The sequence below is a fragment of the Amycolatopsis echigonensis genome, assembly GCF_014174495.1.
Classification (GTDB): Bacteria; Actinomycetota; Actinomycetes; order Mycobacteriales; family Pseudonocardiaceae; genus Amycolatopsis; species Amycolatopsis echigonensis.
Genome location: NZ_JACJHR010000002.1, coordinates 87772 through 100132 on the forward strand (window position 1 = coordinate 87772; position 12361 = coordinate 100132).

Below are 12361 nucleotides of genomic sequence, written 5' to 3' on the forward strand. Positions count from 1 at the left end.
CGCGGGGTCGACAACCCGGTGCAGGGCTACGCAGTGAAGGGCTACGCGCGCGGCTGACGTGGCGAATCCGGTGCGATAGCAGCTCGATGCGATGTGGTCACCGCGACGTACGCGCGCGGCGCGGTGACTGCCACTTCGGACTCGGAACCGACTGCGCTATTGCGTTGCGGGCCATGGCAATGCGGCTAATGCGGGCTGCGCGAGACGACGCGACTTGTGGTGGTGTGGTTGCGTCGCAGTGTGGTTGCGTCGCGGTGTGATCACGTCGCAGCGCGATGGCGTCGCAGCGCGATCGTCGCAACATCGCGGTGCGACGGCATCGCAGCGACACAACGCGACGGCATCGCAGCGTCACAACGCGATGGTGTCACGGTGCCGCAATGCGATGGTGTAGCGGCGCGACGGCATGGCTGATCGCGTCATGGCAGCGTCGCAGCGTGACGTCGTGGCGCGGTGGAGTCGTAGCGTAGTGGTGCCGCGGTGCATCCCCTGCGCGACAGCTCCGCAGCGCGATGGCGCGGCTGCGTCGCAGCGCAACGGCGGCACGGCACGATGGCATCGCATCCTCGCAGCGCAATGACGTCGCGTCGCGATTGCGCGGTGGCGTCGCGTCGCAGCCGTGCCACGGCGCGGCGCATCCCCAGCGCGACGGCGTCACGGCACGACGGGATGGCTGCGTCGCAGCGCAATGACGTCGCGTCGCGATTGCGTGGTGGCGTCGCAGCGCGGCCGTGCCATGGCGCGGTGCATCCCCAGCCTGATGGCGTCGCGGCGCGACGGTGTGGCTGCCTTGCAGCGCGACAACGCCACGGCACGATGGCATGGCTGCGTCGGAGCGCGACGGCGTCACAGCACGGTGACGCGGTGGCGTCGCAGCGCGGAGTTGCCGTGGTGCCATAGCGCGATTGCATCGCAGCGCAGTTGTGCCGAGACCGACTTACCGTTGCACCCGCAGCGAGAGCCGTCGCGCTAACGCATCGACTTTGCCGCATGACTGGGTCCACCGTGGATCGCTGCGATGCGGTTGGCCGCGTTTCCAACCGTCTCAACGCGACGCCACGAACTCCCGCCCCAGGCGGCACAACGCGGCGACCGAAACCCGCTGCGCCGCAACGCCACCAACCGAAAGACTCACTCAAGCGGCAGGTCAAACGCGACCAACGTTCCCAAACTCGGCGAAGAATTGAGGAAAAACCGGCCACCAGCAGCGTCAGCACGTTCGGCGAGATGCCGCAGCCCTCGGGTCGCGACCCCTTGCGGCACGCCGGATCCGTTGTCCCGCACGCGAAGCTTCACACCCTCGGCGTCCCGGGTCAGTGTCACGCGGGTTTCGCTCGCCCCGGAGTGTCGGACCACATTGGACAGTGCCTCGCGCAGTGCGGCGCGGATGTGGTCGGCTCGCTCGGCCGGAATATCAGCGAACTCGCCTGACAGTTCCAAGGTCGGCGGATAGCCGAGCAGTTCGCCGGCGATGCGTACTTCGCCGCGCGCGGACTCGGCGAGGTCGGTCGGGCTGCTGGGGTCGTGGCGCGGCTCCGGGGAGCGCAGCGCGCGCACGGTGCCGCGGATTTCCTCGATGGTCTGGTCCAGCTGGTCGATCGCGTCGGACAGCCGGGCCCCGTCGGCTTGCGCGAAGCGTTTCCGCATGTTGCGGCGGACCCGGTCCAGCTGCATCCCGGTGCCGTAAAGCCGTTGCACGATCACGTCGTGCAACTCGCGAGCGATGCGTTCGCGCTCCTGGTAAAGGGTCACGCGATGCCGCGCGTTCGCGCCCTCCGCCAGCGCGAGCACCACCCCGGCCTGCGCCGCGAACGCCGCGAGCATCTCGACCGTGCCCGCGGAGAACGGATCGCGCCCCTGCCGTCGGTACACCGTGAGCGCGCCCAGCACCCGCCCGCCGGACCCGAACGGCGCGGCCGCGAACGGTCCGTACCCGCGCAGCTCATCCGGCACATACGGCGCCGTGCGCGGATCGACGATGAAGTCCTCCGCCGCGATCGGTTCGCTGCCGCGCGCGACCTGGCCCGCCGCGGAATCCGTCTCGAGCGTCAGCCCGCGCAACTCCCCGACCGGCGCTCCTTCACCTTCGCCCGTCGGCACCTCCGCGAGAGAACCGTCGACGCCGTACGCGGCCTCGACCACGACCCGTCCGTCGTCGGCGCTGACCATCGCCAGGCCGAGATCGGCGTCCGCGAGTTCGACGGCCCTGGCCACGACTGTTTCCAGCACCCCCTCCGGGTCGTCCCCGGACAGCGCGGTGCTGGTGATCTCCGTGGCCGCGGAAAGAGCGCGCGCGGCAAGTGTCGGGTCCATGAGCAACTCCGACCTTAGCGCGGACCCCAGCCCCAGACCCGAAATCGTGACCGTCACCAACAACCCTCCGTCACGCCGCCACCCGCGGCAACGCCCGTCGCACGACGCGCCCGTCCCGGACCTCGAAGACAATGTCCGCTTGCAGCTCTTCGTCCGCATTGTGCGTTACGTGCACGACCGTCCGTCCGGAAAGCTCCGTGCGCAATGTCGCCCGCAAAGCCCGCGCCGTCGGCTCGTCGAGATGCGCCGTCGGCTCGTCGAGCAACACCAACTCCGCCGACCGAGCCGCCAGCAACGCCCGCGCCACCGCCACCCGCTGCGCCTGCCCACCGGACAACCCGGCCCCGGCGCTGTCGAGCACGGTCGCCAAATCCAGCTCCGGCAACTGCGCCTGATCCAGCACCCGACGCAAATCGGCCGGCTCCGCCAGCGGATCCGCGAGCCGCAAATTCTCCGCCACAGTGGTCGACACGAGCATCGGCTCCTGCGGGGCCCAAGCCACCTTCTCGGGGACGACGACCTCGCCGCGGCGCGGCTGCAGGAACCCCAGCAAAGCCGCCACCAATGTCGACTTCCCAGCCCCGCTCGGCCCGACGACCGCGACGTAAGCCCCGGTCGGCACGCTCAAGTCGACGTCCTTCAGCACCGGCTCGCCACCGGGCCATCCCAGCTCAGCGCCCCGCAACCGAACCGCGGCAGGGCCGTCCAGATCCGGTGCCCCACGCTCAAGCCCGCCAGACCCAGCCGCACCCTGCGAACGTCCGACCTCCGCTTCGCCGATTACCGCGCCAAGCCGAACCCGAGCCTCCCGCAGCGTGTCCCAATGCACTGCCGCCTGCGGTAACAACGCCAGCACCTCGGCCAGCGCCAACGGCACCAACGCCAGCAGCGGAGCCATCACCCCGGCGAGCTCCCCACGGCCGACCGCCCCCGCGGCGAGCATCGTGCTGACCACCGCGGCCGCCCCGGTCGCCAAGGTGATCAGTGCGTCCGCCGCGCCCGCGCCGAATGCCTGCCGCCGGGTGTCGGCTGCCAGTTGGGTGTCCGTCGAAGCAAGCTCGCGCCGGCGCGAAGCTGCTCGGCCGTACGCGAGCAGTTCTGCGGCCGACGAGAACAGCACCAGGACCCGCGCCGCGACGTCGCGCCGTCCAGCCGCGAGCGCCGCAGTCGCCCGTCGCTCCAAGCGCAACGCGACCGCCGGGGCCGCCAAGCCCACCAGCACAGTCAAGGCCAGCACCAAACCGGCCGACGGCAACACCCATGTCTGCACCGCAATGGCCCCGGCTGCGACCAGCCCGACCACGATCGGCGGCGAGACGACTCGCGGCAAGAGATCCCGCACCGTGTCGACGTCCGTCACCAACCGCCGCTGACTCTCGCCGGCTTCGAGACTGCGCGCAGGGCCCAAGCGCACCAAGGCGTTCCACAGCCGAACACGCAACCGTCCGGCGATCCGGAACGCGGCGTCGTGCGTCACGAGGCGTTCGACGTATCGCAGTCCGGCCCGGCCAAGCCCGAACGCGCGCACCCCGACGACCGCGACCGTCAAGGTCAGAATCGGCGGCTGCAACGACGCTTTGGCGATCAACCAGCCAGAAGTCGCGGTGAGAGCGATCCCGGCCAAAAGCGCCAAGGCACCCAGGAAGGCACCGGAGAACAGCCGTCGGTCGAGCAGCATCCGCCACGGAAGCGGCCGCGCGTCGGCACTGTCCGAAGTGGACTCGACTGCGGCCGCGGGAGACGAGTCCGAAATGGCTACCGCAGCGGAACGTTCGTGCGCGGCGATTACCGCCGCCGCACCGTTTTCCACGGCTCGTTCGACGGCGTCCATAACCCGCCGCGCATTGACGTCGTCCAGATGCGCGGTCGGTTCGTCCAGCAGCAGCAACCACGCGCCCGACTGAACTCGCAACAACGCCCGGGCCACGGCGACGCGCTGACGTTGTCCCTGGGAGAGCCGGTCGACCGGACGGTCGGCGAGGCCGTGCAGGCCCAGTTGGCCGAGCACTGCGTCGACGTCCGAGCCAGCGACCGCGAGTTCTTCCCGGACGGTGCCGCCGCTGAAAACCGGCGACTGCGGGACCCACGCGATGCCCGCGCGCCACCGTTCGAGGTCGGCTTCGGCGAGCGGTACGTCGCCGGCCAGCACCGATCCGTCGTAAGACGACACGAAGCCCAGCAACGTCGCCAGCGTTGTCGACTTACCGCCACCGCTCGGCGCGCGCAGCCACACGATCTCGCCGCGCCGGACCGAGAAACTCTCGCCGTCTGGCGCGAATCCGCCGCGTCGGGCGACCTTGAGGTCGGACACAACCAACGATCCACCGGGCGCGGTCCGCGTTCCTTCGGCCGGGACCGGCTCCGCGAGCACCGCGGTTACCCGGCGGACTGCTTCCACCCCGTCCTCACTGGCATGGAAGGCCGCGCCAACCGCGCGAATAGGCTGGTAGCACTCGGGAGCGAGGATCAGCACGCCGAGTCCGATCGCCAGCGGGAGCGACCCGGACACCAGCCGGACACCGATGACGACAGCCACGAGCGCGACCGACAGTGTCGCCGCGAGTTCGAGAACGAACGCCGAGGAGAACGCGACTCGCAACGTCTTGAGGGTCGCGCGACGATGCCGTTCCGACAGTTTCCGCACGGTTTCGGCCTGTGCGTCCGCCCGCCGGAACGCGGTGAGCACCGGCAACGCCCGCACCAGTTCGAGCAGCAGGCCGGACATCCGGTGCACCGCGTCCGTCGCGCCGGAAACGCGGTCGGCGGTGAATTTTCCTACCAGGACAGCGAACATCGGCAGCAACGGAACCGTCGCGGCGATGATCACCGCCGACGGCCAATCTGTCCACAGGATCGCCGCACCCGCCGCGATCGGGACGACCGCGGCGGTGACGAGCGCGGGCAGGTACTCGCGGAAGTAGGAATCGAGTGCGTCGAGGCCCCGCGTCACGAGCGTGGTGAGTTCGCCGTGGCCGCGCCGGGCAAGCCATTCCGGTCCGAGGCGCAACGCGTGGTCGACGACGCGGGCGCGCAGGTCGCGTTGCGCGGTCGCGGCGGCGCGGGCGGAGACGACCCGCACCGCCCAGCTGGTGCCTGCCCGGCCCACGACGAGGGCGAACAGGACGGCCAGCTGGACGGTGTGGCCCCCGATCCCCCGGGAGACCACGCCAGCGAGGATGTCCGCTAGCAGGAAAGCTTGTCCGACAAGGAACACCGCGTTCGCGAACGACAGCACCGCGACCAGGGTCAATGCTCGGCACGCCGACGGCCCCAAGGCCGAAAGCGCGCCGAGCGGACCCTTGCCCGGCCGCACTGGGTCCATGGGGGACCTCGTGGCGGAAAGGGGTGCGCGGCCGGGAAGTTCGGTCATGGTGCGTGCACCGCGGGGATGTGCTGGACGCCGATGCGCTTGCGGAACACCCAATAGGTCCAGCCTTGGTAAATCAGCACAGCGGGCGCTCCGAACGCGCCGACCCAGGTCATCACGGTCAGCGTGTAGTGGCTGACCGCGCTGTTCACGATGGTCAGCGAGTGCGCCGGGTCGAGGGTGGACGGCAGGACGTTCGGGTAGAGCGCGCCGAAGAAGGTCACCGCGGCAGCCGTGATGACGACCGCGAGCGCGGCGAACGCCTGGCCATCGCGGTCGACGTAGAGCCGCAGCCACGCCACCGCCGCGGCGAGGACGACGATCACCAGCGAGACGAGCGTCCACAGCTTGCCTTCGCGGGCCTGGACGACCACCAGGAACGCGACCAACGGCAGCAGGCCGACCGGGAGGATTCGCAGTGCGATGGTGCGCGCACGTTCCCGCAGGTCTCCGGTGGTTTTCAGGGCAAGGAAGGCCGCGCCGTGCACGAGCGAGAATCCGACGATGGCCACCGCTCCGAGCAGCGTGTCCCACCGGACCGACTCGAACGGCGACCCGACGCGGTTGCCCTGCGCGTCGAGCGGCAGGCCGAGCACGGTGGTCGCGAGCAGCAGCCCCACGCCCAGCGGCGGGATCCAGGACCCGATGATGATCACGCGGTCCCAGACGCGCCGCCAGCGTTCGGAGTCGACCTTGCCGCGGTACTCGAACGCGACGCCGCGCCCGATGAGTGCGAGAAGGACGAGCAGCAGCGGGAGGTAAGCGCCGGAGAAGAGCGACGCGTACCAGCCGGGGAACGCCGCGAAGGTCGCACCGGCCGCGACGATCAGCCAGACCTCGTTGCCGTCCCAGACCGGCCCGATCGTGTTGACGAGCACGCGTCGCTCGGTGTTCGTCTTCCCGAGCACCGGCAGCAGCATCCCGACCCCGAAGTCGAATCCTTCGAGGAAGAGATACCCCAGCCAGAACAACGCGACGATCGCGAACCACAGCGTTTCGAGTGTCATCGCCGCTCACCTCGTCCGGCACCCGCCGGTGTCATCCGGTCAGCCACCGGGTTGTCCCCACGATGGCCCTGAGTTATCCACAACCCGCCGAGTTGTCCACAGATTTGCTGTGGGTAACCCGCGAGAGCTACCACGCGATTACGCCGGGTACGGGGCGTCCCCCCGGTGAGGGCGGGGGCTGCGTACGCGCGGGAGGGGGTTATGGGAAGAGTTCGCGCTGGTCGGTGCGGCGGGGCAGGGCGGACCGGGCCGCTCGGTGCCGCGGGCGAGGACATCGGGGGGCGCGGCGTTGCGGCGGCGGACCGGCCGGCGGCTAGCCCACCCAGCACAACGAGCTGACCCGTCACCGGGGCCGAATCGAGGCTGCCCAGCGTCACGTTCATCTCCATGTTCGTCGCAGCGGCCTGTCCAGGAGCGGTCCAGGCCAGTGGAGCGGGCCGCGCCCAGGCCCGGCCCTCCGGGTCTTCTGGCGGCACCCCGGCCCGCTCCACCGGGTCAGTAGGCGAACGAAAGCGCCTGGTCATCGGAGTCCTCGGAATCATCAGAACCGCCCGGACGATCGGAATCAGAAGCAGCAGGAGGCATCACCGCGTCCACCCCGCCGCGCACGTACTTGCGCATCAGGTACAGCTCCACCACACCCAGCACCGCGTACAGCACCGTCAAAGAGATCAGTGACGTCAGCACCTCGCCGGCGGTCAGCCTCGACACCGCCTGCGCGGTGAACATCCACATGCCCTCGACACCCGTGGGATTGGGCGCGACCACGAACGGCTGCCGCCCCATCTCGGTGAAGATCCAGCCCGCGCTGTTGCCGATGAACGGCGTCGCGATGCCGCCCAGCACCATCAGCGGGAACCAGCGTCCGCCCGGAATCCGGCCGCGGCGGGTGAGCCACAGGGCCAGCAGCCCGATGCCCGCGGAGATCGCGCCGAAGCCGATCATGATCCGGAAGCCCCAGTAGGTCACCGGCAGGCTGGGCACGTAGTCGATCGGTTTGCCCGCGAGCGAACCCAGCGCCGGGTCGTTCGGGTAGTTCGTGCCGTATTTCGCCTGGTACTCGGTCACCAGGTTCTCCACGCCCTTGACCTCCGTCGAGAAGTCGTTGTGCGCCAGGAAAGAGAGCAGCGCGGGCACGTTGAACGTCTTGACGTCCTCGCAGTTGGCGTTCGCCACGTCGCCGATCGCGATGATCGAGAAGCTGGCCGGTTTTTCCGTGTGGCACAACGCTTCGGCCGACGCCATCTTCATCGGCTGCTGCTCGAACATCAGCTTGCCCTGCATGTCGCCGGTGATCGCCAGCACCGCGAACGCCACCACGCCGACCCAGCCGCCGAGCCGCAGCGACGAGCGCCAGACTTCGCGGTGTTCGTCCGAAGCCGAACGCCGCCGCCACAGGTGCCATCCGGCCACGCCGACCAGGAACGCCGCCGCCACCGAGAACGCGCCGGCGAGCGTGTGCGGGATCGCGGCGAGCGCCGTGTTGTTCGTGAGCACCGCGCCGATCGAGTTCATCGTCGGCTTGCCGTTCACGAACTCGACGCCCACCGGATGCTGCATCCACGAGTTCGCGGCGAGAATGAAGTAGGCCGAGGCCATCGTGGCCAGCGAGAACGCCCAGGCACACGCCAGGTGGATTCGCTTGGGCAGCCGGTCCCAGCCGAAGATCCACAGGCCGAGGAAGACCGACTCGACGAAGAACGCCAGCAGGCCTTCCATCGCGAGCGGCGCGCCGAACACGTCGCCGACGAACCGGGAGTAGGCGCTCCAGCTCATCCCGAACTGGAACTCCTGCACGATCCCGGTGACCACGCCCATGGCGAAGTTGACGAGCAGCAGCTTGCCCCAGAACTTCGTCATCTTGAGGTGCCGCGGATTGCCGGTGCGCACCCATGCCGTCTGCATGGCCGCGACCAGCACCGAAAGTCCGATGGTCAGCGGGACCATCAGGAAGTGGTAGACGGTGGTGATGCCGAACTGCCACCGCGCGAGCTCTAGGACATCCACGTGTCCGATCCTCCGCGCGCGCCCCCGCCCCAGCCAGTTCAACACGTCCTGAACTAGCCGGGACCAACGTCCCGCCGACCTGCTGGAATCCAGCCCCGGACCCGGGCGGAGCTACCCCCGATCAGGTGGCTAGCGGGTCTCGTCCACGAGCCATGACAGATACCGCGGGCTGCCGCCGACGATCGGTGTGACGACGACCTCGGGCAGGTCGTACGGATGCCGCACGTTCAGGAACTCCTCGAGCGCACCGGAGCGGTCCGCGGCCGTCTTGCATTCGACCCGCCATTCGGCCGCCGTCTGCACCTCGTCCTCCCACCGGAAGACGCTGGTGATCGGCCCCACGATCTGGGCGCACGCGGCGAGCCGGGCCTCGATGGCGCTCGCGGCGATGGTGCGCGCGGCGGCCTCGGAGTCGACGGTGGTGGTGACGACGACGTGGTCAACAGACATGACCCGCACCGTACCGCAGCCGGAAAACAGAATTCGGTGCACCGAAAAAAATTATCCGGCAAACCGGCGGCGAGCATTCTGCCGTCCTGATCAGGCAATTCGCGAAACCCATCAGCTTGCGGTTTTCTGAATCGCCCCTTTATCGTTGCAGTGAAAGGGGTGAGCACGAACCCATGTCTCCCGCATTGATCGCTCTGTTCAGCGCGTTCGGCCTGGTACTGGCCGTTGAGCTGCCGGACAAGACGCTCGTCGCGACCCTGGTGCTCACCACCCGTTTCCGCGCCTGGCCGGTATTCGCCGGAGTATGCGTGGCGTTCGCCGTGCAATGCGTGATCGCGGTCGCTTTCGGAAGCCTGCTCACGCTCCTGCCGGAAACCCTTGTTTCGCTGCTGGTCGCCGGGATGTTCGGCGTCGGCGCGTTCCTGCTCCTGCGCGAGGGCTTCAGCGAGGGCAGCGAGGCGGGCGAGGACGCGTCGCGGATCGGGCCCGGGCCGGTTTCGTTCCTGCGCTCCGCACTCACCTCGTTCGGCGTGCTCTTCGCCGCGGAGTGGGGCGACGCCTCGCAGCTGGCGACCGCCGGGCTCGTCGCGCGCCTCGGCAATCCGTTCGCGGTCGGGGTCGGCGCGTTCGTCGCGCTGGTGTCGGTCGCCGGGCTGGCGGTGTTCATCGGCGCGAAGATCCGCGACCGCATCCGGCCGAAGCTGATCCAGCGGGTCGCCGGGTTCGTGTTCGCCGGATTCGCCGCGTTCGCGCTGGCCCAGCTGCTCTGGTAACCGCCGCTTCACAGGAACGCCAGGTAACCTCTGCGGAACCCCCGAACGAGGACCAGGTGAACCCCCGGTGACGCCATGGCCTCTGCCGTGACCGCCGAGGAGCGCCCGTGCCGACCACCTCCCGCGCCGCCGTGTCGCCGGTGCACGGCCAGCTCGCGCTGGTCGGCATCGGGGCGGCCGTGGTCATCGCCACGGATCTGCACCTGCGGCTCTCCGCGCAGATCAGCCCGATCTGGCAGACGCTGTCGGAGTACGTCTACGGCAGGCTCGGCGACCATTCCGCCGCGCGGCTGTTCACCGTCATGTGCCTGGCCCTCGCGCTGGGCTCGCTGGCGTTGCTGGCCGGGCTCGTCAAGGCCCGCCGCTCGCCCGCGGTCGTCATCCTGCTCGGCGTGTGGTGCGCCGGCCTCACGATCTGCGCGACGGTCCCGGTCGACCCCAACGGCGAAGCCCGGTCCTTCGACGGCCAGCTGCACAACGCCGCCGCCCTCACCGCGTTCCTCGCACTCCCCACGGCCGCCTGGCTGCTGACCCGCCGCGGCGGCCGATCGTGTCCGTGGGAGCCGCGCCGCACGACGATCCGCCGGCTGGCCGTCGCGAGTTTCGCCAGCGTGGCGGTGGTGCTGGGCGGGTTCGTGTTCACGCTGATCACCGGGCCCGCGCACCAGGAAGTGACGCTCGGGCTGTTCGAGCGGCTGCTGTTCACGGTGGACCTGGCGCTGTTGCTGACCATGGTCCGGCCCCTGGTCGCCGCGTCCCGCCGCTAGGACCGCAACACCTCACCGAGCTTCGCGGCGGCCTCGACGGTCAGCGGCCCGACCTCGTCCGAAGCCAGCGGCTCCAGCGAAATCACCCCGACGCTCGCCCGTAACCCAGGCACCCCGCGCACGGGCGCGGCCACACCCGAAGCGCCAGCCTCGATCTCGCCGGTCGAGACGCTCCACCGGTCAGGGGCGCCCGGCCGCAACGCCATCGCCCGCCCAGCCGCACCCGCGGCGAGCGCGTGCATACTGCCGACCCGGTACGCCACGTGATAGTTCGTCCACGACGGCTCCACGACCGCGACCGCCTGCGCGTGATCGCCCTGCGCCACCGTCAGATGCGCCGTAGCACCGACCTTCTCGGCGAGCTCGCGCAACACCGGCCGCGCGGCCTCACGCAGCTGCGGGAGCACCTGACCGGCCAGCCGCAGCACCCCGACGCCGAGCCGCACCTTCGTGCCGTCCCGCCAGATCAGGCCGCGTTCGGACAACGGCACCAGCAGCCGGTACACCGCCGCGCGGCTCGCGCCGATGGCCACCGCGAGTTCGGAGATGGTCGCCGCCTGCTCGCCCGAATCGGCCACCGCCTGCAGCAGCGCCAAACCGCGGTCGAGGGTCAGCGACCCCTCCCTGCTCACAAGAGCTCGAGTTCATCCAGGTCGGCCACCGGCTCGGCGAACGATGCCGCCGCGTACGACCCGAAAAGCTCCCGCACCGCCTTCGCGGCGGGCTCCGGCAACGCGCGGGCTTCGTCCGCGAGCGCCTTGCCGTCGGTCGATTCCAGCGCTGCCCGGACGTCGCCGCCGGAAAGGCAGCGCGCCGAAGCGACGAGCAGGTTCAGGAAGCCGTGGTGCGTGAAGCCGGTCTCCGGGTCGACGTGCCGGACCGCGCGGTGCAGGCTGTTCGTCGCCTTGAACGACGCCCCCGGCGAGCCGCTGACCACGGACAGGAAGTCGGCGACCTCGTCCACGCTGGGGAAGTTCTCGCCCGCCTTGCCGCCGCAGCGGATCTTCGGCCAGCTGCCGTGCTCGATCACGTTGCGGACGCCGTCGAGCCAGCCGACGCCGCGGCGCGGTTCGACCACCCGGATCACGTCCTCGGGCACGAACTCCGAGACGCGTTCGAGCCACACCTCGTCGACGTCGGACGGGGCGGGCATCTCCACCATCCGCAACGACAGCAGCTCGCTGCGCGATTCGACGATCGAGATCGCCTTCGGAACGCCGCCGAGCCCCGTGTCGATGATCAGCGACAGCGGCAGCGGCTCCTTGGGCTTGATCTTGATCAGCTCGGTGATCAGCTCCGGCAGCCGCGAGGCCTGGCACAGGAAAACCCCGAGCACCCCGGCGTGTTCCCCGCTGCGCGACTCGAAGTGCGCACGCAGCGCCTCCGGCATCGCGACGTCCGCGGGCGGGAAGAGCGCCGAGTCGTCGACGAGCCGCGCGAACAGGGGAGGAATTCCACGGGGGCCGGGGGGCGTGAGTTCCACAGCGCTTGACACGACTGACACGCTAGTAGCGTACGGCAAGGGGACAAAATCGTTCGCTCTGCGGACGCTTTTCGAGAGACTTTCCCTGAGGCCGCAACTGGCCCGCTCGGCCGAATCCGCCTGGTCCGGTGCTGCCGCGGGGCTTTTGACCAGCACTTTCCCGCTCCCTGGGTGATCTTCCCGCGCACTCTTCC

At 69.8% G+C, this 12361-nt stretch carries 9 protein-coding genes; 2 read left to right on the plus strand and 7 right to left on the minus strand.

All coding sequences use genetic code 11. From position 1 onward, the window contains the following. Window positions 1-1131 precede the first annotated feature (1131 nt). The 5 genes from H5411_RS01970 to cutA form a co-directional block, all read right to left on the minus strand. Window positions 1132-2313 carry a GAF domain-containing sensor histidine kinase gene (locus H5411_RS01970; RefSeq protein WP_183122781.1) on the minus strand — a complete coding sequence of 394 codons (1182 nt, stop codon included), beginning with the start codon at window positions 2311-2313 and terminating at the stop codon, window positions 1132-1134. Window positions 2314-2383: 70 nt separating this feature from the next. Then, complete coding sequence (cydD, locus tag H5411_RS01975; protein WP_183122782.1) at window positions 2384-5635, minus strand: thiol reductant ABC exporter subunit CydD; 3252 nt, start codon at window positions 5633-5635, stop codon at window positions 2384-2386. A 44-nt stretch (window positions 5636-5679) separates the two neighbouring features. Beyond that, window positions 5680-6687, minus strand: coding sequence for a cytochrome d ubiquinol oxidase subunit II (cydB, locus tag H5411_RS01980; protein WP_183122783.1), 1008 nt, complete (start codon window positions 6685-6687; stop codon window positions 5680-5682). A 495-nt stretch (window positions 6688-7182) separates the two neighbouring features. Next, complete coding sequence (locus H5411_RS01985; RefSeq protein ID WP_183122784.1) at window positions 7183-8694, minus strand: cytochrome ubiquinol oxidase subunit I; 1512 nt, start codon at window positions 8692-8694, stop codon at window positions 7183-7185. A gap of 129 nt (window positions 8695-8823) precedes the next feature. Then, window positions 8824-9144: a divalent-cation tolerance protein CutA gene (gene cutA, locus H5411_RS01990; protein ID WP_101436568.1), complete on the minus strand. Its 321-nt coding sequence runs from the start codon at window positions 9142-9144 to the stop codon at window positions 8824-8826. 173 nt (window positions 9145-9317) lie between these two features. Here cutA and H5411_RS01995 point away from each other — a divergent pair, with 173 nt between their 5' ends. Continuing rightward, window positions 9318-9917, plus strand: a complete 600-nt coding sequence (locus H5411_RS01995) for a TMEM165/GDT1 family protein (protein ID WP_183122785.1) — start codon at window positions 9318-9320, stop codon at window positions 9915-9917. A gap of 107 nt (window positions 9918-10024) precedes the next feature. Then, the gene (locus tag H5411_RS02000) at window positions 10025-10684 is read left to right on the plus strand and encodes a DUF998 domain-containing protein (RefSeq protein ID WP_183122786.1); all 660 of its coding nucleotides are present in this window, start codon (window positions 10025-10027) and stop codon (window positions 10682-10684) included. Here the strand turns inward: H5411_RS02000 and H5411_RS02005 are convergent. Both H5411_RS02005 and H5411_RS02010 read right to left on the minus strand, forming a co-directional pair. Then, window positions 10681-11316 (minus strand): IclR family transcriptional regulator, encoded by a 636-nt coding sequence (locus H5411_RS02005; RefSeq protein ID WP_101436570.1) that lies wholly within the window; start codon window positions 11314-11316, stop codon window positions 10681-10683. The genes H5411_RS02000 and H5411_RS02005 overlap by 4 nt on opposite strands. Further along, window positions 11313-12167 (minus strand): hypothetical protein, encoded by an 855-nt coding sequence (locus H5411_RS02010; protein ID WP_279630049.1) that lies wholly within the window; start codon window positions 12165-12167, stop codon window positions 11313-11315. The genes H5411_RS02005 and H5411_RS02010 overlap by 4 nt, the downstream gene beginning before the upstream one ends. Window positions 12168-12361 lie beyond the last annotated feature (194 nt).